This window comes from Salmonella sp. HY31 (assembly GCF_042604575.1).
GTDB lineage: Bacteria > Pseudomonadota > Gammaproteobacteria > Enterobacterales > Enterobacteriaceae > Salmonella > Salmonella diarizonae.
Window position 1 is genome coordinate 2,597,796 of sequence record NZ_CP170479.1, and the last position, 22,776, is coordinate 2,620,571.

Sequence of the window (22,776 nt, forward strand, 5' to 3'; positions counted from 1 at the left end):
ATAATACGAAGTCGCGTAAGTCAGGAGATAGAAAACGTTGGATGCTGCAACAATTATTAGTCTATTTATTTTAGGTTCCATCCTTGTAACCAGCAGTATCCTGTTAAGTTCATTCTCATCGCGGCTAGGTATCCCGATTCTGGTCATCTTCCTCGCCATTGGGATGTTAGCCGGTGTGGATGGCATCGGCGGTATTCCTTTCGATAATTATCCTTTCGCTTATATGGTCAGTAACCTGGCGCTGGCGATTATTTTACTCGATGGCGGAATGCGCACTCAGGCCAGCTCTTTCCGGGTAGCGCTGGGCCCCGCGCTGTCGCTGGCGACGCTCGGCGTGCTGATCACGTCGGGGCTAACAGGTATGATGGCCGCCTGGCTGTTTCATCTGGATCTTATCGAAGGTCTGCTCATTGGCGCAATAGTCGGTTCCACTGACGCTGCGGCGGTCTTTTCTCTGCTTGGCGGTAAAGGGCTAAACGAACGTGTAGGCTCTACGCTGGAGATCGAGTCGGGTAGTAACGATCCGATGGCCGTTTTTCTGACCATTACATTAATTGAGATGATCCAGAAACATGAAACCGGTCTGGACTGGATGTTTGCCGTCCATATTATCCAGCAGTTCGGTCTCGGTATTGTTTTTGGCCTGGGCGGGGGTTATCTGTTACAACAGATGATTAATCGAATTTCCCTGCCCAGCGGCCTGTATCCGATGTTGGCGCTCAGCGGCGGTATTCTGATTTTTGCCTTGACGACCGCGCTTGAAGGCAGCGGTATTCTCGCGGTCTATCTGTGCGGATTCCTGTTAGGAAACCGCCCGATTCGCAACCGTTACGGCATTCTGCAAAACTTTGACGGACTGGCCTGGCTGGCGCAGATCGCGATGTTCCTGGTACTGGGGCTGCTGGTGACGCCTTCCGATCTATGGCCGATTGCCGTCCCTGCGCTCATTCTCTCTATCTGGATGATTTTCTTCGCCCGCCCACTGTCGGTGTTTACCGGCCTGCTGCCATTTCGCGGCTTCAATCTTCGGGAACGCATTTTCATCAGTTGGGTCGGACTGCGCGGCGCGGTGCCGATTATTCTCGCCGTTTTCCCGATGATGGCCGGGCTTGAAAACGCTCGCCTGTTCTTTAATGTCGCTTTCTTTGTGGTACTGGTGTCGCTGCTCCTGCAGGGAACATCGCTGTCATGGGCGGCGAAAAGAGCCAAAGTGGTCGTGCCTCCGGTTGGCTGGCCAGTATCGCGCGTGGGGCTTGACATCCATCCTGATAATCCGTGGGAGCAATTCATCTATCAGTTGAGCGCGGACAAATGGTGCGTCGGCGCGGCGTTGCGCGACCTGCATATGCCGAACGAAACCCGCATTGCCGCACTATTTCGCAATAATGAACTGTTTCATCCCACTGGCAGTACTCGCCTGCGGGAAGGCGACGTACTATGCGTGATTGGCCGGGAGCGCGATCTGCCAGCGCTGGGCAAATTGTTTAGCCAGTCGCCGCCAGTTTCATTAGATCAGCGTTTCTTTGGCGATTTTATCCTCGAAGCGAATGCGAAATTCGCCGACGTGGCGCTTATCTACGGGCTGGAAGAAGGAACGGAATACCGGGATAAACAACAAACCCTGGGTGAAATCATACAGCAACTGCTGGGCGCCGCGCCGGTCGTCGGCGATCAGGTGGAGTTTGGCGGCATGATTTGGACGGTAGCTGAAAAAGAAGATAACGTGGTACGCAAGATTGGGGTACGCGTCGCCGAAGACGAAGCAGAATAAGGTCGCCTGAAAACGTCGACCGGCCCACCAGGTGAACCGGTCGATATCTTAGTTTGAGTAACGTTACGTTGTCACAAAAGGCACGCGCAGCGCTACGGCGCACAGTAGCTCATAGCCCAGAGTGCCTGCCGCAGCAGCGACCTTAATTTCTTTGCCCCATAATTCAACCGGCGTGCCGATCCCCGCCTGCGGACACGGCGTCAAATCCACCGCCAGCATATCCATTGAAACGGTGCCTACTGTTCTGGTACGGATACCGTCCACCAGCACAGGCGTCCCGGTCGGCGCATGGCGTGGATAGCCATCGGCATAACCCGCCGCTACGATGCCAATGCGTTGTTCCTGAGTCACAGAATACCCCCCGCCATAGCCTACCCTTTCACCCGCGCTCAGCGTCTGCACGCCAATAATTTCGCTACTCAACGTCATCACGGGTTTTAGTCCGGTATCGGCAATATCCCGCCACTGTCCTGACGGCGACGCGCCGTACAAAATAATGCCTGGCCTGACCCAGTCATAATGCGCCTGGGGATGCCACAGCGTCGCTGCCGAATTTGATAACGAGTATGAACACTGAAGGCCTTCCGTCGCCAGCGCAATACGCCTCATCGCCTCCCCGATACCTTCCGGATGATCGGCCTGGGCAAAATGTGACATCATTGTCATTTCACCGACATTGCGCATTGCCCGCAATTGCTGCCAGACGGTCTGCGCCCGCTCAGGCTGAAAACCGAGTCGGTTCATGCCGCTGTTAACTTTGACATAGATATCCAGCGGCGCGTTAAGCCGCGCATTTTGCAGCGCTTTCAACTGCCAGTTACTGTGGATGCAGGTGGTCAGCCGATAAGTGTCATACGCCTCCAGGTCTTGCGCATGGAAAAAACCCTCCAGCATCAATATCGGCCCTTTCCACCCGCGCTCACGTAGGGTAATCGCCTCTTCAAGGTTGAGCATAGCGAAACCATCTGTGGCGCTCAACGCGCTCCAGACGCGTTCAATACCGTGGCCGTAGGCGTTGGCTTTCACTACCGACCAGACGCGCGCCTCTGGGGCCGCCCGGCGCACAATAGCCAAATTTTGTTTCATTACCTGTAAATCAAGGTTGGCCTGTATAGGGCGGGTCATTTCACTTCCTTTATCAGTTATGCGCGCTATGCAAACGTTGCGGACGGGTGGGCGTAAAATCGGAACGGTATCGCGCAACGCTCAGATCGTCGTAGGGTATCGCTGGCGTACGACCCGACAAGATATCGCTTAACAACTGGCCTGAACCGCAGGCCATCGTCCAGCCTAACGTGCCGTGTCCGGTATTAAGCCACAGATTTTTATAACGGGTGCGTCCCACTACCGGCGTGCCGTCCGGCGTCATGGGCCGCAGGCCGGTCCAGAATGTGGCCTGCTCAATATGGCCACCGCGCGGAAAGAGATCGCGCACAACCATCTCCAGCGTCTCGCGGCGCGGTTGCAGTAAGTCGGTATTAAAGCCCACGATTTCCGCCATTCCCCCCACGCGAATACGCTTATCAAAACGCGTAATGGCGATTTTGTAGGTTTCATCAAGAATCGTCGATACTGGCGCGCCGTCTGGCTCGACGATTGGAATGGTTAATGAATAGCCTTTCAGCGGATATACCGGAATATCAACAATACCTTTAAGCATCGCCGTCGAATACGATCCAAACGCCATGACATACGCATCTGCTTTAATGATCTCATCGGCGCATTTCACGCCGTAAATCTGTTCATTTTCGTACAGTAATTTTTCCACGGGAGTATTAAAGCGAAAGGTTACGCCTGCCTGCTCCGCCATGTGCGCCAGACGCTGGGTAAAGAGCTGACAGTCCCCGGTTTCATCATTCGGCAAGCGCAGTCCGCCGGTCAATTTATGCGCAACCTCAGCCAGAGCGGGCTCAACTTCCGCCAGTCGGCTGGATTCCAGGAGCTGATACGGCACCCCAGCATCTTCCAGCACCGCGATATCACGGGTGGCGTTCTCATACTGTTGCGCGGTGCGGAAGAGCTGTAGCGTTCCCCCCTGGCGGCCTTCATATTCGATACCGGTCGCGGCGCGTAGCGTTTTCAGACAGTCGCGGCTATATTCCGCCAGACGCACCATGCGGCCTTTATTTTCCATGTAATGCCGGGTATCGCAGTTACGCAGCATTTGCCACATCCACTTCAGTTGAGACGCGGTGCCATCCAGACGCACCGCCAGCGGCGCATGGCGCTGGAACATCCATTTTATCGCCTTCAGCGGTACGCCAGGTGCCGCCCACGGCGCCGCATATCCCGGTGAAATTTGTCCGGCATTCGCCGCGCTGGTTTCTTGCGCCGGGCCGGATTCGCGATCGATGACGGTGACATCATGTCCCGCCTGACTTAAATACCAGGCGCTGGTCACGCCAACTACGCCACTCCCCAGGATGACAACTCGCATAGCCACTCCGTTAATAGTAAAAGAATAATCTTCTGATTACATCTTGATAACCCAGATGAAAATATTATTCAACATATGACTTTTTTATGGTGACGTGCTTCACATATACCCTAAAGGCAAGCGATCCCACTGGTTTGGGATCTCCTGCTACGCCTCATTTCTATACAGCATAAAATGATGCCAATGCCCGCTTTTTTGCCGTTCAGAGTGGCGGAAATCGCAAAGAAAAATTTTCGCGATCAAGTCGTTTTTTAACATGGTGTTCTATGCTTGAAAGGAGGCGCTCCATACAGAGAGCGTCGCCAACAATGAGGGTGCGCGAATGGTTACGATTGATTCGATGAACAAGGACACCACACGTTTGAGCGATGGACCCGACTGGACATTTGATCTGCTGGATGTCTATCTGGCAGAGATAGACCGCGTGGCGAAACTCTACAAACTGGATACTTACCCGCACCAAATTGAAGTCATCACTTCCGAACAGATGATGGACGCGTACTCCAGCGTCGGAATGCCGATCAACTATCCGCACTGGTCGTTTGGCAAAAAGTTCATTGAGACTGAACGCCTGTATAAGCATGGTCAACAAGGACTGGCTTATGAAATTGTGATCAACTCTAATCCCTGTATTGCCTATCTGATGGAGGAGAACACCATCACCATGCAGGCGCTGGTAATGGCGCACGCCTGTTACGGACACAACTCCTTTTTTAAAAATAATTATCTATTCCGAAGCTGGACGGATGCCAGCTCTATCGTCGATTACCTGATTTTCGCCCGTAATTACATTACCCGCTGTGAAGAACGCTACGGAGTGGATGAAGTAGAAAAACTGCTCGACTCCTGCCACGCGCTGATGAATTACGGCGTCGATCGCTATAAGCGCCCGCAGAAAATCTCATTGCAGGAAGAGAAAGCGCGACAAAAAAGCCGGGAAGAGTATCTACAAAGCCAGGTGAATATGCTGTGGCGCACGCTGCCAAAACGCGAGGAAGAGAAAACTGTCGCCGAAGCACGCCGTTTTCCCTCTGAACCGCAGGAAAACCTGCTCTATTTTATGGAGAAAAACGCCCCGTTGCTGGAGCCGTGGCAACGCGAAATTCTGCGCATTGTGCGTAAAGTCAGCCAGTATTTTTATCCGCAGAAACAGACGCAGGTCATGAACGAAGGCTGGGCGACCTTCTGGCATTACACCATCCTGAATCATCTGTATGATGAAGGCAAAGTGACGGAACGCTTTATGCTGGAGTTTTTACACAGCCACACCAATGTAGTATTCCAGCCGCCCTATAATAGCCCCTGGTATAGCGGAATTAACCCCTATGCGCTCGGCTTTGCCATGTTCCAGGATATCAAGCGTATTTGTCAGTCGCCCACGGATGAAGATAAATACTGGTTTCCAGATATTGCCGGTTCCGACTGGCTGGAAACGCTGCACTTCGCCATGCGCGATTTTAAAGATGAAAGCTTTATCAGCCAGTTCCTGTCGCCAAAGGTGATGCGTGATTTCCGTTTCTTCACGGTACTTGATGATGACAGGCATAATTATCTGGAGATCTCCGCCATTCATAACGAAGAAGGTTATCGGGAGATTCGCTCAAAACTGTCGTCACAGTATAATCTGAGCAACCTGGAGCCGAATATTCAGGTCTGGAATGTCGATTTACGCGGCGACAGATCGCTGACGTTACGGTATATCCCGCATAACCGCGCGCCGCTGGATAAAGGCCGCAAAGAGGTGCTGAAACATGTGCATCGGTTATGGGGCTTTGATGTAATGCTGGAGCAACAAAATGAGGATGGCAGCGTAGAACTGCTTGAACGTCGCCCGCCGCGCATGAACACTCTGTAATTGTGATGCTGCCCGGTAGCGTTTGCGCCTACCGGGCATCGCTGGATTATCGTCCCTGAATCGCTAAATCGCCGGGCAGATTTTTCTGCATCCGATGCCAAATCTCGCCGCTGTCATGTCCGTAACGCCGCACCGTTTCATACACCTGGTCGTGCGCGCCCTGCTCGCATAACAACGATAATTTATGATAGAAGCCCAATGCCAGACTGCGCGCTTCCGGATTGGCGAAATAGTGGCGACCAATGCGGGTGTATAACCCTTTCATGCCGTTCAGGATCAAGCCGTAGATAGGATTGCCAGAGGCGAATGCCAGACCACGAAAGATGTTATAGTCCAGATCGGCGAATGCATCGGCATGATCGGCCACTTCGTGCGCAGTGGCCAGCACTTCCTGCGCCTTATCCGGGTGTTGACGCAACGCAGTACGAATAAAGATAGTAGAAATATTGGTACGCACCGACAACAAATTGTCGATCAGTTGTGGAACACTTTCATGGTCAAGACGGGCCAGCGTTTCAAGGATATTCAACCCTGACGTTTCCCAAAAATTATTGACCTTTGTCGGTTTGCCATGCTGAATGGTCAGCCAGCCATCTCGCGCCAGCCGCTGTAATACCTCGCGTAATGTCGTGCGCGTCACGCCGATCAGTTCGGAGAGTTCTCGTTCTGCCGGTAAGATCGTGCCGGGAGGAAAGCGGTTATTCCAGATACTTTCAATAATATACTCTTCCGCGAAACCCGCCGGGCTCTGCGCCTTAATGACCATAGTGAGATTTCCATTACACAGCAAAACATAGTTACACTCATCATACCAGACGGGCGTAGCACCTGATAGCGGACGCGATGAAGAAAAAGGGGATCAAGACACCATTTCTGATATCGCCTGCCAATATCGTTAAGGACTTGCTTGCATTCGCCGCGCTCGCTACTCTCTGTGTTTAAACATAAAAACGCTATTTTATTTTTTAGGTAAGGGAAACTTTCATGGAGATCTCCTGGGGTCGCGCCATGTGGCGCAACTTTTTAGGCCAGTCGCCTGACTGGTACAAACTGGCACTACTGGTCTTTTTAATTATCAACCCATTCATTTTCTTCGCTGATTCCTTTGTTGCCGGTTGGCTGTTGGTGGCAGAGTTTATCTTCACCCTGGCGATGGCGTTAAAGTGTTACCCCCTGCTGCCCGGCGGGTTACTGGCCATTGAAGCCGTCATCATCGGCATGACCAGCGCCGCCCATGTGCGTGAAGAGGTTGCCGCCAACCTGGAAGTCTTGCTGCTGCTGATGTTTATGGTGGCGGGTATCTATTTTATGAAGCAGTTACTGCTGTTTATTTTTACCCGTCTGTTACTCAGTATCCGCTCGAAGATGGTCCTGTCGCTGGCTTTTTGCGTCGCCGCCGCGTTCTTGTCGGCTTTCCTTGATGCACTTACCGTCGTCGCGGTAGTGATCAGCGTCGCCGTCGGTTTTTACGGGATTTACCATCGTGTGGCCTCATCGCGCGGCGAAGAGAACGATATGCTGGATGACAGCCATATTGAGCAGCATTCCAAAACGGTGCTGGAACAATTCCGCGGCTTCTTGCGTAGCCTGATGATGCATGCGGGCGTGGGTACGGCGCTGGGCGGCGTCATGACCATGGTCGGGGAGCCGCAAAACTTGATCATTTCTAAAGCGGCTGGCTGGCATTTCGGCGACTTCTTTTTGCGGATGTCGCCTGTCACCGTCCCTGTACTGGTATGTGGGCTGTTAACCTGTATGCTGGTCGAGAAGATGCGCTGGTTTGGCTATGGCGAAACATTGCCGGAGAAAGTCCGCGGCGTCTTGCAGCAATTCGACGACCAAAGCCGTAAGCAGCGCACCCGCCAGGATAAAATTAAGCTAATAGTCCAGGCGATTATTGGCGTCTGGCTGGTTACCGCCCTCGCCCTCCATCTCGCGGAGGTGGGACTGATTGGTCTGTCGGTAATTATTCTGACCACCGCGTTAACGGGTGTAACCGATGAACACGCCATCGGCAAAGCGTTTACCGAGTCGCTGCCGTTCACTGCGCTGTTAACCGTTTTCTTCTCAATTGTGGCGGTTATTATCGATCAACATCTTTTCGCGCCGATTATTCAGTTCGTTTTGCAAGCCTCTGAACACGCGCAGCTAACGCTGTTCTATCTCTTTAACGGCCTGTTGTCCTCTATCTCGGATAACGTCTTTGTTGGCACCATTTATATCAACGAAGCGAAGGCGGCAATGGAAAACGGCGCCATCAGCTTAAAACAGTTTGAGCTGTTAGCCGTAGCCATCAATACCGGTACTAACCTGCCATCGGTAGCGACGCCAAATGGTCAGGCGGCATTCTTATTTCTGCTGACCTCCGCGCTGGCGCCGTTAATCCGTCTCTCCTATGGCCGTATGGTCTGGATGGCGTTACCGTACACTATCGTACTGACGCTGGTAGGGCTACTGTGCGTCGAATTCACTCTTGCGCCGGTCACCGAATGGATGACCCAGGCAGGATGGTTAGCAACGCTTTCGTAACGTTTGACCGGGCAATACACTGCCCGGTTTCGCTTTTTGCCTGATAATTATCCAATTACACATTATTTCATTTCCCGCTAGTGGCGCACGAATTGAATTGGTTTACACTGCGGTCTCTACGCATGTTGCAGGGAAATTATTATGTTGCGATTTTTAAACCAGTGCTCACGGGGTCGGGGCGCCTGGTTACTGATGGCGTTAACCGCCCTGGCGCTGGAAATGGTGGCGTTATGGTTCCAGCACGTCATGTTACTTAAACCTTGCGTGCTATGTATTTACGAACGTTGCGCCCTGTTTGGCGTGATGGGCGCGGGTCTGGTCGGCGCAATAGCGCCGAAAACGCCGCTGCGATACGTGGCAATGGTTATCTGGATTTACAGCGCCTGGCGGGGTCTACAACTGGCGTATGAACATACGATGATTCAGTTGCACCCCTCGCCGTTCATGACCTGTGATTTTATGGCGCGCTTTCCAGACTGGTTGCCGTTGGGTAAATGGCTGCCGCAGGTGTTTGTGGCATCCGGCGATTGCGCCGAGCGCCAGTGGTCGTTTTTAACGCTGGAGATGCCGCAATGGCTGTTAGGGATCTTTGCCGCCTATCTTGTGGTGGCGATAGCCGTCGTCATAGCCCAGGCGTTTAAGCCTAAAAAACGCGACCTGTTCGGTCGTTGATACACACGCTCCTTCGGGAGCGTTTTTTTTGCCCGATGCGTTGTTTGCCAGTCATTTAAAGGTGTGTGTTTAATATATCTTTTAAACGACACACCAGGGAGATGTCTTATGTTCCACTTACGCATCCCGGCAAGCTGGAAAGTTAAACGCTCCACGCCCTTTTTCACCAAAGAGAATGTTCCGGCGGCATTACTCTCTCATCACAACACAGCGGCAGGCGTTTTCGGACAACTTTGCGTGATGGAAGGCACCGTGACCTACTATGGCTTTGCGAATGAAGCCGCGACAGAACCAGAAGTGAAAGTAGTGATTAATGCCGGACAATTCGCCACCAGCCCGCCGCAATACTGGCATCGGGTAGAACTGAGCGATGATGCGCGGTTCAACATTCATTTTTGGGTGGAGGAAGACCATCAGGGCGAAGAACTGTATCAACAGAAAAAAGCCTGATATTGGTAAACCGATCACCACTGGGCAGCGTTCCGCCCAGTAGCCCGGTTGTTAATAACGCGGATTAAACGCTAGAGTAGTTTAATTTTAACGTTGTACCCTTCAAGCCCTTTCATCGTTTCTCGCGGCGCAAACTCTATTTCGGAAACTTCTTGCCCGGTTTTCTTCCGTAGTTCGGCGACCTTTTTGGTAATGAGTGCCGCGATTTCTTCTTCTGCTTTACGTGTCAACTCTTCGCTGTTCATTGATTTCCTCCTTTGAACTCGCAAACGGCTAAGCGCAAATAAGACAGTGTCGTCATGGACGCGCTACTATTTTAACGTACAAAAAATTATAGGCTATCTTTCTGAGGGTTATCAGGATGTTTCGCTTTGGATGACGCAAAAAAAACCGCCTGGTATAGGCTGCCCACTAAAGTCAGGCAACTGCATCAGGCGGTTGGTTAATAGCACAAGACGCTATCTACGAGGATCTTCAACCTCATTTTGGGTATCCGGGTCGAGAGGATCGTCTCCCTCTGGCGTATCCGGAATATTTTCACCAGGAAGCGGTTCATCTTCTGGTAATGGATCGACTAAATCAGGACGTTCAGACATAAAGCCTCCAACGAACCATAGTTATTAAAGATACCCTATATCACTACTTTTGATTTTTCTTTGTATTTTTTCCTTCGTCTTCGGGTGTCTTATCAGGCTTCCTGGGCTGATCCTTCGAAACACGCAACGGTTGGTTATTCATGGGTAACTCCTCAGGATAGGCAGCGATATACTGCTTTGAAAGTATAGGGTCGCCGCCATACGTGCGCGAGCGCAGCGGCAAGGAGTATCGGAGACGATTAAGAGGTGGTGATAACGCCAGGTGACGGAATTTGCACACAATTCCTGTTTTCAGGGGCCGCCCGGCATAAATTAAAGAATTGTAAACAATCAGCCGTTTTGCCGAAGACTTATTCTGCCCACGACGGTTTGTTTAAAATATGATCCTGCCAGTCCCGCACTTCAGATTCTTTAACCGCGATATGACGAACAGAAATTCGCTCGCCATGCATAGCGGCTTTCGATCCAGTAAGCAGCGGATGCCACACCGGCAAGGGCTTACCTTCCGCTAACAAACGGTAGGCGCAGGTCATCGGCAACCATTCAAAGTCTGGCAAGTTTTCGCGAGTGAGTTTGATACAGTCGGGTTCAAATTCAAAACGGCGCTCATAATGACGGCACTGGCACGTTTTGATATTTAATTGCCTGCACGCCACGTTGGTGAAGTAGATTTCATCTGTATCTTCATCCATCAGCTTATGCAGGCAGCATTGACCGCAGCCATCGCACAGCGACTCCCACTCGGCATCGGTCATTTCATCCAGGGTTTTACGTTGCCAGAAAGGTGTATCGCTCATTAAAGTATCCGCCATTGCACTAAAGCTGCACCTTATAACCAGTCTGGCCTGCAGATGCAAGTTTTACCGCCGCTGAAGGCGGCAAGCAGATTTTACAGAACGCGGGTAGACAACGTTTCGCCATTAAAACGAATGTCCAGCTCATCGCCGCTTAATAATGGCCCCACGCCTGCCGGCGTGCCGGTTAGCACCACGTCCCCGGCTTTGAGCGTAAAATAGCGGCTCATATAGGCGATAAGAGGCACAATAGGATGAATCATATCCGCGGTCGACCCTTGCTGGCGAACCTCGCCATTAACGTTAAGTCCGATAACCGTATTTTGCGGATCGCCGCAGAAGGCCGCGACAGGGATGAAGCCTGAAATCGGACATGCGTTATCAAAACCTTTGGCTTTTTCCCAGGGCTGTCCGGCCTTTTTCATTTTCCCTTGAATATCGCGCAGGGTTAAATCAAGCGCCACGCCATAACCGGCTATCGCTTTACGTACATGATCTTCGGTCGCCTGGCGGAGCGTTGCGCCAATCAGCACAGCAAGTTCAACTTCATGATGAACAGCGCCCATATCCGCCGGAATCGCCAGCGGCTGGCGAATATCACACAATGCGGTTTCCGGCTTGATAAAAAGCATGGGTTCTTCCGGCGTCGCGCTGCCCATCTCCTTGATGTGATTTGCGTAATTACTGCCCACGCAGACCACTTTACTTACCGGGTAATCAAGCAAGGCGCCTTGCCAGTTACGATGTTGATACATATTTTCCCCTAAGATCATGATGGAATTCAGGCGCGGCGCCGAATACCGTTTAACGGTCAGCGGGCGACGTATTTTGTCCTACCGAAGAAAGATGTTGTTTCAGCAAATCTTCCGGCGGCGGCGGCAATTGTAAATAATAGCCCTGCTCGCTTAACGCCTGTTTTACTTTTTCGAGCTCAGCATTGACTAATTTTTTACGTCCATCAAGCGGCAGCATCATCGCTAACTGCGGCTGACCGAATCCTTTCATCAACGCTTCAGGCACCCGCGAAAAATCGTCTTTTTTTTCGACATACAAATAGGTTTGATCGCGCTTGCTACTTCTATAGATCACACAAAACATACTTTTACTCTGAATTAACGGGATGGTGACTTGCCTCAATATAATACTGACTATAACATGCCTTCTGGACTTCGGAATATCACTCCGTATCGGAGATGATAAATAGCAAATTGAGTAAGGCCAGGATGTCAAACACGCCAATCGAGCTTAAAGGCAGTAGCTTCACCTTATCAGTGGTTCATTTGCATGAAGCGGAACCAGAGGTTATTCGTCAGGCGTTAGAAGACAAAATAGCGCAGGCTCCTGCGTTTTTAAAACACGCCCCTGTCGTTATTAACGTTAGCGGTCTTGAAAGCCCGGTAAACTGGCCGGAACTGCATAAGATCGTGACCTCAACTGGCTTACGCATTATCGGCGTGAGCGGCTGTAAAGACGCCAGCCTGAAAGCAGAAATCGATCGGATGGGTCTTCCTTTACTGACCGAAGGTAAAGAGAAAGCGGTTCGACCGGCGCCCGTTGAGCCGGCAACGCCCAGCGAGCCGCCGCAAAACGCTAATCCCATCACAAAAACGCGATTAATTGATGTTCCGGTTCGTTCCGGTCAGCGCATTTATGCTCCACAATGTGATCTGATTGTTACAAGTCACGTCAGCGCTGGCGCAGAGCTTATCGCTGACGGCAATATCCATGTCTATGGCATGATGAGAGGTCGCGCGCTGGCAGGGGCGAGCGGCGATCGGGAAGCGCAAATTTTTTGTACCCATCTGACGGCAGAACTGGTCTCTATCGCAGGTGTTTACTGGCTGAGTGATAAAATCCCGGCAGAATTTTATGGCAAAGCGGCGCGCCTGCGTTTAGCAGACAACGCTTTGACAGTTCAACCGTTGAATTGATCCCTTTTTAACAAGGAATTTTTATGGCACGCATTATTGTTGTTACTTCGGGTAAAGGGGGCGTTGGCAAAACCACCTCCAGCGCGGCCATCGCTACAGGTTTGGCCCAGAAGGGAAAGAAAACTGTCGTCATTGATTTTGATATCGGACTGCGTAACCTCGATCTGATTATGGGGTGCGAACGTCGTGTCGTTTACGATTTTGTAAACGTCATTCAGGGCGATGCGACACTGAATCAGGCGCTGATCAAAGATAAGCGTACTGAAAATCTCTTCATTCTTCCGGCGTCGCAGACTCGGGATAAAGACGCGCTGACGCGCGAAGGCGTCGCTAAAGTATTGGACTCACTGAGAGCGATGGACTTTGAGTTCATCGTTTGCGACTCGCCGGCGGGTATCGAAACCGGGGCGCTGATGGCGCTCTATTTTGCCGATGAAGCGATCATCACGACCAACCCGGAAGTCTCTTCTGTTCGTGACTCGGACCGTATTCTGGGTATTCTGGCATCGAAATCTCGTCGCGCAGAAAATGGCGAAGAGCCGATTAAAGAACATCTCCTGTTGACGCGCTACAATCCAGGCCGCGTAAATAAAGGCGACATGCTCAGCATGGAAGATGTACTGGAGATTCTGCGTATTAAACTCGTCGGGGTGATCCCGGAAGATCAATCCGTACTGCGCGCATCTAACCAGGGCGAACCGGTGATTCTTGACGCCACTGCGGATGCGGGTAAAGCCTATGCAGATACCGTAGATCGTCTGTTGGGAGAAGAACGTCCTTTCCGCTTCATTGAAGAAGAGAAGAAAGGTTTCCTCAAACGCCTGTTCGGAGGATAAATTATGGCATTACTGGATTTTTTTCTCTCGCGGAAAAAGAGTACCGCTAATATTGCAAAAGAGCGGTTGCAAATCATTGTCGCGGAACGTCGCCGTAGCGATGCCGAACCGCATTATTTACCGCAGTTACGCAAAGATATTCTTGAGGTCATTTGTAAATACGTACAAATCGATCCGGAAATGGTTACCGTCCAGCTTGAGCAAAAAGATGGCGATATCTCCATCCTTGAACTTAACGTAACGCTGCCGGAAGCCGAAGAGTCAAAATAAGCTCTTTTATGGGAAAATTCCTGGATTAAAAAAGGCAGAAGAATCTGCCTTTTTTATTTTTTTGCATTACTCCGGATACGGACATTTATTTCACTGGCCGTTTTCCTGACAATTACCGTCGTTAACGCGGATACTCCTGCAACAGAAGAGTTAACTTCTCCGCCATCAGTTCGGCGCGCCAGCCGGAAATCAATTCCGGTTGCCCATTTTGCGGTTTTAATTTCCAGTGCCAGTTAAGCAACTGATTAATCTGCCGACGCGATGCCAGTAGCTCGCCGCTGACGTGATGCGCCGCGCTTACCTCCGCCACCAGCACTTTGATGGCCTTAAACGCTTTGCGATAGCCCGGCATGTCCATCAGATTCAACAGCGGTTCCGGCAATGCCTCTTCCGGTAGCGCCTGCGCTTTCGCCACCAGCGATATCAACGTTTTGCCGTGAAAACGAATCTCACTGCCGGAAAGGCCCAGGCTATCCAGCTCACCGAGACTGCCCGGCATATAACGCGCGACCGCCCACAGGTTTTCCTCACGCACAACGAAGTTCACCGCCATATCGCGCTCACGTGCCTTACGCAGACGCCAGTCAGCTAAAAGTTGTAGACAGGCTAACTGGCGGGTACGCAGTTGCCAGGCATTGGTGATATCCCGCCATGCTTCTTCCGGCGCCTGAATCTCCTGACGACGCTGCTGCATCAATCGGCACTCATTAAGCGCGGCAGGCAACCATCCTGCGGCTTCAGTTTCAATCATCAGCTTTTTAGCGATCGGTAACAGATACCAGACATCCGCCGCCGCGTATTCACACTGACGTTCGCTTAAAGGCCGGGCTAACCAGTCGGTACGAGACTCGCTTTTATCCAGCGCCACGCCCGTATACTCTTCCACCATCGACGCAAACCCCCACGACAGCGGACGCCCGCAAAACGCCGCCAGAATTTGCGTATCAATCAGAGGTGCCGGCAGTTCACCAAACGCATTAAGAAATACTTCCAGATCTTCGCTGCCCGCGTGCAGAAATTTGGTGATTCCCGTATCGCGCAGCACTGCTTTTAACGGCGACCAGTCGCTGATGCCGAGCGGATCGATCAGGGCGACATTTGTCCCATCAAATAGCTGGATCAATCCTAACTGTGGGTAATAGGTACGGGTACGGACAAATTCAGTATCTAAAGCAATAGCCGGACATGCGCGGACAGCCTCACACAGGCTCGCCAGCGCATCGTCCGTTTCAATCATTTGGTAATTCAAATCGTGTTCTCTTTGGTTCGCGCCAAAAAAAACGCCGGTTTAACCGGCGTCTCTCGTTAGCTGACTTAACGCTCAGGCTTTATTGTCTACTTTGCCACGGGCTTCGTCACGCAGTTCTCGTCGTAAAATTTTCCCAACGTTAGATTTTGGCAACTCCTCGCGAAACTCCACCTGTTTGGGCACTTTATATCCGGTCAGATGGCGACGGCAGAAGGTAATCAGCGCATCGTCAGTCAATGCGGGATCTTTCTTAACCACAAAAATCTTCACCGCTTCGCCGCTACTGCCGGAAGGCACGCCAACCGCTGCAACCTCCTGCACGCCAGAATGCTGCATCACCACATCTTCAATTTCGTTTGGATAAACGTTAAAACCGGAAACCAGAATCATATCTTTCTTGCGATCGACAATCCGCAGAAAGCCTTCTTCATCCATAACCGCAATATCGCCTGTATGCAGCCAGCCATCTTTAATGATTTCATCCGTCGCGTCAGGACGCTGCCAGTATCCCAACATAACCTGCGGGCCTTTCACGCAAAGCTCTCCGGCCTCACCCGGCGCGACTTCATTGTCATCGTCATCCACCAGTTTGGCTTCTGTTGACGGTACCGGCAGGCCGATACTGCCGCTATGATAATCAATATCATGCGGGTTGACGCTCACCAACGGGGCGCACTCGGTCAGCCCGTAGCCTTCCAGCAGGTATTGCCCGGTCAGTTTAACCCAACGTTCCGCAACGGCGTTTTGCACCGGCATCCCGCCGCCGGCTGACAAATGCAGCGAGGAAAAATCCAACTGCTGAAACTCTTTATTATTGAGCAAGGCGTTGAACAGCGTGTTAACGCCGGTCATCGCCGTAAATGGATATTTCGCCAGCTCCTTGACCAGGCCGGGGATATCACGCGGATTGGTAATCAGCAGGTTTTGCCCGCCCAGCTCAATAAAGAGCAGACAATTCATGGTTAAGGCAAAAATGTGATACAGCGGCAGCGCGGTCACCACCAGCTCTTTCCCCGGATGAAGCAACGGCCCATAGGTCGCTTTCACCTGCTCCAGATTCGCCAGCATATTGCGATGAGTCAGCATCGCGCCTTTCGCCACGCCCGTCGTACCGCCGGTATATTGCAGGAAAGCCAGATCTTCGGCGACAACCTCCGGTTTTACGTACTGCATACGGTAGCCATGCTGTAGCGCGCTGCGAAACGAGATTGCGTCTGGCAAGTGGTATTTCGGCACCAGACGCTTGATGTATTTCACGACAAAGTTAACAACCGTACCTTTAGCGGTAGAAAGCTGGTCGCCCATCCGCGTCAGAATAACGTGCTGTACCGACGTTTTCTCGACCACTTTTTCCAGCGTATGGGCAAAGTTAGAAACAATAACAATGGCCGCCGCGCCGCTATCGTTAAGTTGATGCTCAAGTTCGCGCGGCGTGTAAAGCGGGTTAACGTTCACCACAATCATGCCGGCGCGTAAAATACCAAATAGCGCGACGGGATACTGCAACAGGTTTGGCATCATCAGCGCAACACGGTCGCCTTTTTTGAGTCCCAGCCCTTGTTGTAAATAAGCCGCAAATGCCCGACTACGTTCTTCTAATTTGCGGAAGGTCATTACCTCCCCCATATTGACGAACGCAGGCTGATCGGCATAGCGCGTCGCCGCATGTTCAAACAGTTCAACCAGGGATTGATAACGGTCAGGGTTGATCTCCGCCGGAACATCAGCGGGATAACGGTTAAGCCAAACCTTCTTCAATGCATCACCTCTAAAATGAGTGTTCGTCGTCATCACAACCCCAGTTAATAAACAAGTCGTTAACATTATATTAACTCAGCGTACCAGTTTATTAATTACGCAACTGAAAGGTTGCGAAGCGCGTCACTATTTATTTTTATTATGTCTCTATGAATGCAGAAACAGCGGCCCAGCCGCTGTTTCTTTCATTGATAAAACAAAGAGTTACTCTGTTACTATCGTCTGAACCTCTGCGGGTCCAGGGTTATACCATCCCCAACCACCATAGCCATAAGGCCAGGCGCGTCCGCCGTAAAACCACGGATCGATCGGCTGTGGAGGCATGACGACCTGCTGAACAAGATGCCAGCGTTTATAGCCGGTAGCCTGCATCAGCATAAATTTATACGGCGTATTACCGATTTTGCCGTCAACCGTTCCGGTTATCGGGCCGACAACGGTAACTAACTGGCCACGGAAGTCCACCGGGTCCAGAAAACCATTCACATCTGCAAAAATTCTGCCGCGCGAGGCTTCGCCCAGAACAGGACGCGCGCCGCTGTCGAGCGGTACGGTAGCGATTTCAAGCCGGGTTTTTCCCTGCTGATTTTGTACCGCCACAACTTTACCGCCGAAACGCGCCTCTTGCCCGATATAGAGCTGCGGCGCATTCATGACCCGTACCAAATCCTGCTGCGGCGTCGGACTCGAACCTTTAATGGCATCCGGGATAGTCACGCAACCGCTCAGCATAAGCGCAAAAGCGCACGCCAGCGCCCCTTTTATTAACCGTTTTTGAACCGCCATGATGCGACTCCTTTTTCTCGACGTCTATTCCACCCCACAGCATAAAGTATGGGGGGTAATAGTAGTGAGAGTCATTCTTTGCCGGGAAGTTTCTTCCACGCCACTTCGTTACGCAAATAAACCGGCTCGGCATGTTCCACGACAACGGTCTCTCCTGCCGCCAGTTTTTGACTGGCGATGGGCAACATATCTTCCGCTGCCGGGAGCGACACCTCACCATCGTAAAGCGCCAGGCCACACTCCTTCGCCAGATCGGGCCATGCGGACCAACCCGTTCCTACCGTCGCCCACTCGCCGGAAAGCTGTTTCAACCGCTCGCCGACCCGTTCCGGTTTCAGCACCGCTTCCGTCTCTTCGCCCTGCCAGACGCCCTGCGCATCACGCTGGTATTCCGCCCAGTACAACTCGCCCATTCGCGCGTCAATCGCGGCGAGTACGCGGGTCGCGCCGGTTTTACGCCACGCGCCCTGCGCCATCGTGGCAAGCGTCGAAACACCGATCATTGGCAGATTTGCCCCTAACGCCAGCCCTTGCGCAATTCCAATGCCGATACGCACGCCGGTAAAGCTGCCCGGACCGCGCCCAAACGCCAGCGCATCTATCTCATTGAGCGAGGCACCGCTGGCGGCCAGAATCTCCTGCACCATGGGCAGGATACGTTGAGTGTGTTCTCGTGGACAAAGCTCAAAGTGAGCATTGATAGTACCGTTGTTCCACAGGGCGACAGAACAGGCCTCTGTGGCGGTATCGATAGCCAGAATTCGCATGAGGTTTCGTGCTTAGATCAATAAAATAGCGCGCATCTTACCATACTCCGTAACAAATTACTCGGCGGATGGAATCGCAAGAAAGCGAACAGCACGGGCGATATCACGCGTGCGCGGCGCAGGAGGCAGGCTGGCGAGAAACGTGGCACCATAGGGCCGCATCACCAGCCGGTTATCACAAATCACTAACACCCCGCGATCGTCCGCATCGCGAATCAGCCGCCCCACCCCCTGCTTCAGCGTAATCACCGCATCGGGCTGTTGAACCTCGTCAAACGGATCGCCGCCGCGCAAACGACAGTCTTCCATTCGCGCTTTTAACAGCGGGTCGTCCGGGGAGGTAAACGGCAATTTGTCGATAATCACTAAAGATAACGTATCGCCGCGCACGTCCACCCCTTCCCAGAAGCTGCTGGTGGCGACGAGCAGCGCGTTGCCCGCGCTAACAAATTGCTGTAACAGTTGGCCTTTACTGGTTTCCCCTTGCAACAATACTGGCAGCGTCATGGTGGCGCGAAACTGCTCCGCCAGATCGCGCATCATGGCGTGCGAGGTGCATAGCATAAAACATCGCCCGTTATTGGCTTCGATAATCGGCCTTAGCATGGCCGCCAACTGTCGCGCCGCGCCGGGCTGGTTGGTTTGCGGCAGGTTACGCGGTACGCAGAGTAACGCCTGGCGCGTATAGTCGAATGGGCTGGGCAGCAGCATGGATTCTGCCTGCTCAATTCCCAGACGGGCGGTAAAATGGTGGAGATCATCATTTACCGACAACGTGGCTGAGGTAAAAATCCAGCTACCGGGCTTCTGTTCCATCACCTCTTTGAATTTGTCCGCCACGGTGAGCGGCGTCAGCGCCAGGGTGAAGTGCCGCGAGGTGCACTCATACCAGTAGCTGTATCCCGGCTGATTGATCTCTTTTAAGCGTTTCAGCCGTGAACGATATAGCGTGGCGCGTTCAAAAGCCGCATCCAGCAGCGCCGAACGGCCGAGCGACAGCTTCGCCACGTCGTAACAAAGCTCCAGCGTATCATCCAGCAGTAAAAATGCCCGTTGGATACGTGGGTCGGCTAACAGTTCACGCAAATTCCCCCGGTAGCCAGGCTCCCCCAGTTGCAGACGAAAATCCTGCGCGCTCTGGGCAAGGCGATCGGCGCATTTTTGCAACTGTTGAGTGTCTTTCAGTTCCGTCCGGTAGGCAATGGTGATGTCTTTTGCTAAATCCAGTAACTGGCGGCTGGAGAGCGATTGTCCGAAATACTGGCTGGCGATGTCAGGCAGTTGGTGGGCTTCATCGAAGATCATTACTTCAGCCTGAGGGATGAGTTCGCCAAATCCGCTCTCTTTAACCACCATATCCGCAAGAAAAAGGTGGTGGTTTACAATCACCACATCCGCGTCCATCGCCTTTTTACGCGCTTTCACCACAAAGCATTCTTTGTAGAGCGGACAATCGCTGCCAAGGCAGTTGTCGTTGGTACTGGTGACCAGCGGCCAGGCCTGGGAATCCTCCGCCACGCTGACACAGGTGCTGATATCGCCATCCCGCGTCTGATTTGACCAGGAGCGCAGCAATATCACGTCGCTTAACGTTTGTACCGGTAAATCGCCGCCCGCCAGCGCTTGTTGTTCCAGCCGCTCCAGGCAGAGGTAGTTTGAACGTCCTTTCAACAGGGCCGTCTTACCGGTAAACGCCAACGCTTTTGCTACCGTCGGCAGATCGCGGCTGTAGAGTTGATCCTGCAACGCTTTCGACCCGGTCGAAATAATGACTTTTTTCCCGGCGCGCAACGCCGGAGCGAGGTAAGCATAGGTCTTCCCGGTTCCGGTGCCGGCTTCAACGACCAGAGGCTGCGCATTTTCAATCGCTTGTGTTACGGCAACCGCCATTTGTCGCTGTGGTTCGCGTGGTTTAAAACCGGTTATCGCTTTAGCCAGTTGGCCATCTGCTGCAAAATCGTCCGTCACACTGCCCCCTGTTAATTTGCACAGGGATTATGTCAGGGTGGAGAGGCTTACGCCAGTTACAGAGGTGACGGCGGCGCCACATTGTGGCAGTCTTGCGCCATTCAAGTGGAAAGCAAATGAGGAATAAATAATGTCTATCGTGCGTATTGATGCCGAAGATCGTTGGTCAGACGTAGTGATCCACAATAATACGCTGTGGTATACCGGCGTGCCGGAAAACCTGGACGCCGATGCTTTTGAGCAAACGGCGAATACTCTGGCGCAGATTGATGCTGTGCTGGAAAAACAGGGCTCCAGTAAGTCACGTATTCTGGATGCCACTATTTTTCTGAGCGATAAAGCGGATTTTGCCGCCATGAATAAGGCGTGGGATGCGTGGGTCGTCGCAGGTCATGCGCCGGTACGCTGTACCGTACAGGCCGGGCTGATGAACCCGAAATATAAAGTTGAGATTAAGATTGTCGCGGCGGTATAAGCCGGTTATTCGTCTTCATCCTCAAAACGCGCCACTATCCGTTCACCGGTATGGTTGGCGCGAAGTTCGCCCGCGACCTGGGCAATTGCTTCTCCGCTGCTCATACCTTGTGACATCAATTCCTGGATACGTTCTACGGCTTTTTGCTGTTGTTCATGACTGAGTGAAGGTAAACCTGCAAACATGATTAACTCCTGCTAAATTGTTAGCGCTAATTATTTCACGCTACCCGGCGGTAAGCCAGTAGTGTTGTAACGAGTCAGGAATGATGAAGACGTTATCTCCCACTGTTATTACCTTACCCTGGCGTCCGGACGCCGCTGAACACTATTTTGCGCCCGTAAACCATTTGCCCTGGGCGATGCTGCTGCATTCCGGTGATGCCATTCATCCCTATAACCGTTTTGATATTCTGGTCGCCGATCCTGTCACCATGCTGACCACGCGCGCACAGGACACCACGGTATGTACTGCGCGCACGACCACCGTCACTCTCGACGATCCGTTACACGTTTTGCAGACACAGCTAGAGGCGCTGCCTTTCCATCCTCAGCCTGACCCTGACTTACCCTTTCAGGGTGGCGCGCTGGGTCTGTTTGGTTACGATTTAGGGCGGCGTTTCGAAACTCTGCCCGATACTGCCGCACACGATATCGCTTTACCGGATATGGCAATTGGCATTTACGACTGGGCGTTGATTGTCGATCACCAAAAACAGGTGGTGTCGCTGATAAGCTATCACGATGCAGACGCCCGATATCGCTGGCTCACCAGCCAGCGCGCGCCGACCCGAACGCCCTTTACGCTTACCTCAGCCTGGCAGTCCAATATGACGCGTTGCGAGTACGGCGAAAAATTTCGTCAGGTGCGGGCCTGGTTGCACAGCGGAGACTGTTATCAGGTCAATCTTTCCCAACGTTTTCAGGCGAGCTACGAAGGTGATGAGTGGCAGGCTTTCGAACGCCTTAACCGCGCAAATCGCGCTCCGTTTAGCGCCTTTCTTCGTCTGCATGACGGCGCCATATTGAGTCTTTCTCCCGAGCGTTTTATCCAACTGGAGAACGGTCATATCCAGACGCGCCCGATCAAAGGTACGCTCCCACGGCTTAACGATCCGCAGGCGGATCATCAGCAAGCGCAGAAACTGGCCAACTCAATGAAAGATCGCGCCGAAAATTTGATGATCGTCGATTTGATGCGTAACGACATTGGCCGGGTCGCCGTGCCGGGTTCGGTGAAGGTGCCGGAACTGTTCGTCGTCGAACCATTTCCTGCCGTTCACCATCTGGTCAGCACCATTACCGCCCGTTTACCGGACTCGCTTCATGCCACCGACCTGCTGCGCGCCGCCTTCCCCGGTGGCTCCATTACCGGCGCGCCTAAAGTGCGGGCGATGGAAATTATTGACGAACTGGAGCCGCAGCGACGCAACGCCTGGTGCGGTAGCATCGGTTATCTGAGTTTCTGCGGCAACATGGATACCAGTATTACCATCCGCACCGTCACGGCGACACAGGGCCAACTCTATTGCTCAGCCGGAGGCGGTATCGTGGCCGATAGCAAGGAAGAAGCGGAATATCAGGAAACTTTTGATAAAGTTAATCGTATCCTGCACCCACTGGAGAACTAATA

At 52.4% G+C, this 22,776-nt stretch carries 24 protein-coding genes; 10 read left to right on the forward strand and 14 right to left on the reverse strand.

Annotation, left to right across the window (positions count from 1 at the left end; translation table 11 throughout):
- Positions 1 to 37: 37 nt before the first annotated feature.
- Complete coding sequence (locus tag ACE15A_RS12270) at positions 38 to 1,771, forward strand: potassium/proton antiporter (RefSeq protein WP_053507884.1); 1,734 nt, start codon at positions 38 to 40, stop codon at positions 1,769 to 1,771.
- 63 nt (positions 1,772 to 1,834) lie between these two features.
- Here the strand turns inward: ACE15A_RS12270 and dadX are convergent, their stop codons facing one another.
- Entirely contained in the window at positions 1,835 to 2,896 is a 1,062-nt protein-coding gene (gene dadX / locus ACE15A_RS12275) for a catabolic alanine racemase DadX (RefSeq protein WP_064055945.1), read from the reverse strand.
- A gap of 13 nt (positions 2,897 to 2,909) precedes the next feature.
- The gene (locus ACE15A_RS12280) at positions 2,910 to 4,208 is read right to left on the reverse strand and encodes a D-amino acid dehydrogenase (RefSeq protein ID WP_053507882.1); all 1,299 of its coding nucleotides are present in this window, start codon (positions 4,206 to 4,208) and stop codon (positions 2,910 to 2,912) included.
- Positions 4,209 to 4,530: 322 nt separating this feature from the next.
- Between ACE15A_RS12280 and ACE15A_RS12285 the strand changes: the two genes are divergently transcribed.
- Positions 4,531 to 6,063 (forward strand): SpoVR family protein, encoded by a 1,533-nt coding sequence (locus ACE15A_RS12285; protein ID WP_053507881.1) that lies wholly within the window; start codon positions 4,531 to 4,533, stop codon positions 6,061 to 6,063.
- 46 nt (positions 6,064 to 6,109) lie between these two features.
- Here ACE15A_RS12285 and fadR read toward each other — a convergent pair whose 3' ends face one another.
- Positions 6,110 to 6,829: a fatty acid metabolism transcriptional regulator FadR gene (gene fadR / locus ACE15A_RS12290; RefSeq protein WP_023247702.1), complete on the reverse strand. Its 720-nt coding sequence runs from the start codon at positions 6,827 to 6,829 to the stop codon at positions 6,110 to 6,112.
- Positions 6,830 to 7,047: 218 nt separating this feature from the next.
- On the opposite strand from fadR, the gene nhaB reads away from it, so the two are divergent.
- The 3 genes from nhaB to ACE15A_RS12305 all read left to right on the forward strand — a co-directional run bounded on the left by nhaB (position 7,048) and on the right by ACE15A_RS12305 (position 9,714).
- A complete protein-coding gene (nhaB, locus tag ACE15A_RS12295; protein WP_023247703.1) occupies positions 7,048 to 8,592 on the forward strand; it encodes a Na(+)/H(+) antiporter NhaB in 1,545 nt (514 codons plus the stop codon).
- Between the two features lie 141 nt (positions 8,593 to 8,733).
- A complete protein-coding gene (dsbB, locus tag ACE15A_RS12300; protein ID WP_000943479.1) occupies positions 8,734 to 9,264 on the forward strand; it encodes a disulfide bond formation protein DsbB in 531 nt (176 codons plus the stop codon).
- Positions 9,265 to 9,372: 108 nt separating this feature from the next.
- Complete coding sequence (locus ACE15A_RS12305) at positions 9,373 to 9,714, forward strand: DUF1971 domain-containing protein (RefSeq protein WP_053507880.1); 342 nt, start codon at positions 9,373 to 9,375, stop codon at positions 9,712 to 9,714.
- Between the two features lie 71 nt (positions 9,715 to 9,785).
- On the opposite strand, the gene ACE15A_RS12310 is transcribed toward ACE15A_RS12305, so the two are convergent.
- The 5 genes from ACE15A_RS12310 to ACE15A_RS12330 all read right to left on the reverse strand — a co-directional run bounded on the left by ACE15A_RS12310 (position 9,786) and on the right by ACE15A_RS12330 (position 12,202).
- On the reverse strand, positions 9,786 to 9,959 hold the full coding sequence (locus ACE15A_RS12310; protein WP_023247706.1) for a GnsA/GnsB family addiction module toxin: 174 nt from the start codon (positions 9,957 to 9,959) through the stop codon (positions 9,786 to 9,788).
- Positions 9,960 to 10,172: 213 nt separating this feature from the next.
- Positions 10,173 to 10,310, reverse strand: coding sequence for a hypothetical protein (locus tag ACE15A_RS12315; protein ID WP_001519337.1), 138 nt, complete (start codon positions 10,308 to 10,310; stop codon positions 10,173 to 10,175).
- A gap of 350 nt (positions 10,311 to 10,660) precedes the next feature.
- Complete coding sequence (locus ACE15A_RS12320) at positions 10,661 to 11,107, reverse strand: YcgN family cysteine cluster protein (RefSeq protein ID WP_053507942.1); 447 nt, start codon at positions 11,105 to 11,107, stop codon at positions 10,661 to 10,663.
- A 92-nt stretch (positions 11,108 to 11,199) separates the two neighbouring features.
- Positions 11,200 to 11,859: a fumarylacetoacetate hydrolase family protein gene (locus tag ACE15A_RS12325; protein WP_053507941.1), complete on the reverse strand. Its 660-nt coding sequence runs from the start codon at positions 11,857 to 11,859 to the stop codon at positions 11,200 to 11,202.
- Between the two features lie 49 nt (positions 11,860 to 11,908).
- Complete coding sequence (locus ACE15A_RS12330) at positions 11,909 to 12,202, reverse strand: YcgL domain-containing protein (protein WP_001525604.1); 294 nt, start codon at positions 12,200 to 12,202, stop codon at positions 11,909 to 11,911.
- Positions 12,203 to 12,327: 125 nt separating this feature from the next.
- On the opposite strand from ACE15A_RS12330, the gene minC reads away from it, so the two are divergent.
- Genes minC through minE form a run of 3 tightly spaced genes read left to right on the forward strand, consistent with a single transcriptional unit; the run spans position 12,328 to position 14,141 of the window.
- On the forward strand, positions 12,328 to 13,035 hold the full coding sequence (gene minC, locus ACE15A_RS12335) for a septum site-determining protein MinC (RefSeq protein WP_000072523.1): 708 nt from the start codon (positions 12,328 to 12,330) through the stop codon (positions 13,033 to 13,035).
- 23 nt (positions 13,036 to 13,058) lie between these two features.
- Positions 13,059 to 13,871, forward strand: coding sequence for a septum site-determining protein MinD (gene minD / locus ACE15A_RS12340; protein WP_023247708.1), 813 nt, complete (start codon positions 13,059 to 13,061; stop codon positions 13,869 to 13,871).
- Positions 13,872 to 13,874: 3 nt separating this feature from the next.
- Complete coding sequence (gene minE / locus ACE15A_RS12345) at positions 13,875 to 14,141, forward strand: cell division topological specificity factor MinE (RefSeq protein ID WP_001185666.1); 267 nt, start codon at positions 13,875 to 13,877, stop codon at positions 14,139 to 14,141.
- A gap of 121 nt (positions 14,142 to 14,262) precedes the next feature.
- On the opposite strand, the gene rnd is transcribed toward minE, so the two are convergent.
- From rnd to ACE15A_RS12370, 5 genes are all read right to left on the reverse strand, one after another.
- Positions 14,263 to 15,390 (reverse strand): ribonuclease D, encoded by a 1,128-nt coding sequence (gene rnd / locus ACE15A_RS12350; RefSeq protein WP_023247709.1) that lies wholly within the window; start codon positions 15,388 to 15,390, stop codon positions 14,263 to 14,265.
- 72 nt (positions 15,391 to 15,462) lie between these two features.
- Positions 15,463 to 17,148 carry a long-chain-fatty-acid--CoA ligase FadD gene (gene fadD, locus ACE15A_RS12355; protein WP_023247710.1) on the reverse strand — a complete coding sequence of 562 codons (1,686 nt, stop codon included), beginning with the start codon at positions 17,146 to 17,148 and terminating at the stop codon, positions 15,463 to 15,465.
- Positions 17,149 to 17,352: 204 nt separating this feature from the next.
- Positions 17,353 to 17,934: a Slp family lipoprotein gene (locus ACE15A_RS12360; RefSeq protein ID WP_000290594.1), complete on the reverse strand. Its 582-nt coding sequence runs from the start codon at positions 17,932 to 17,934 to the stop codon at positions 17,353 to 17,355.
- Positions 17,935 to 18,005: 71 nt separating this feature from the next.
- A complete protein-coding gene (gene tsaB / locus ACE15A_RS12365) occupies positions 18,006 to 18,701 on the reverse strand; it encodes a tRNA (adenosine(37)-N6)-threonylcarbamoyltransferase complex dimerization subunit type 1 TsaB (RefSeq protein ID WP_053507879.1) in 696 nt (231 codons plus the stop codon).
- Positions 18,702 to 18,758: 57 nt separating this feature from the next.
- The gene (locus ACE15A_RS12370) at positions 18,759 to 20,669 is read right to left on the reverse strand and encodes an ATP-dependent DNA helicase (protein ID WP_380910755.1); all 1,911 of its coding nucleotides are present in this window, start codon (positions 20,667 to 20,669) and stop codon (positions 18,759 to 18,761) included.
- 130 nt (positions 20,670 to 20,799) lie between these two features.
- On the opposite strand from ACE15A_RS12370, the gene ACE15A_RS12375 reads away from it, so the two are divergent.
- The gene (locus tag ACE15A_RS12375) at positions 20,800 to 21,144 is read left to right on the forward strand and encodes a RidA family protein (protein ID WP_000029548.1); all 345 of its coding nucleotides are present in this window, start codon (positions 20,800 to 20,802) and stop codon (positions 21,142 to 21,144) included.
- 5 nt (positions 21,145 to 21,149) lie between these two features.
- On the opposite strand, the gene ACE15A_RS12380 is transcribed toward ACE15A_RS12375, so the two are convergent.
- Positions 21,150 to 21,329, reverse strand: coding sequence for a YoaH family protein (locus ACE15A_RS12380; RefSeq protein ID WP_000457328.1), 180 nt, complete (start codon positions 21,327 to 21,329; stop codon positions 21,150 to 21,152).
- An 80-nt stretch (positions 21,330 to 21,409) separates the two neighbouring features.
- Between ACE15A_RS12380 and pabB the strand changes: the two genes are divergently transcribed.
- The gene (gene pabB / locus ACE15A_RS12385) at positions 21,410 to 22,774 is read left to right on the forward strand and encodes an aminodeoxychorismate synthase component 1 (protein WP_072158641.1); all 1,365 of its coding nucleotides are present in this window, start codon (positions 21,410 to 21,412) and stop codon (positions 22,772 to 22,774) included.
- The last annotated feature ends 2 nt before the right edge of the window (positions 22,775 to 22,776 follow it).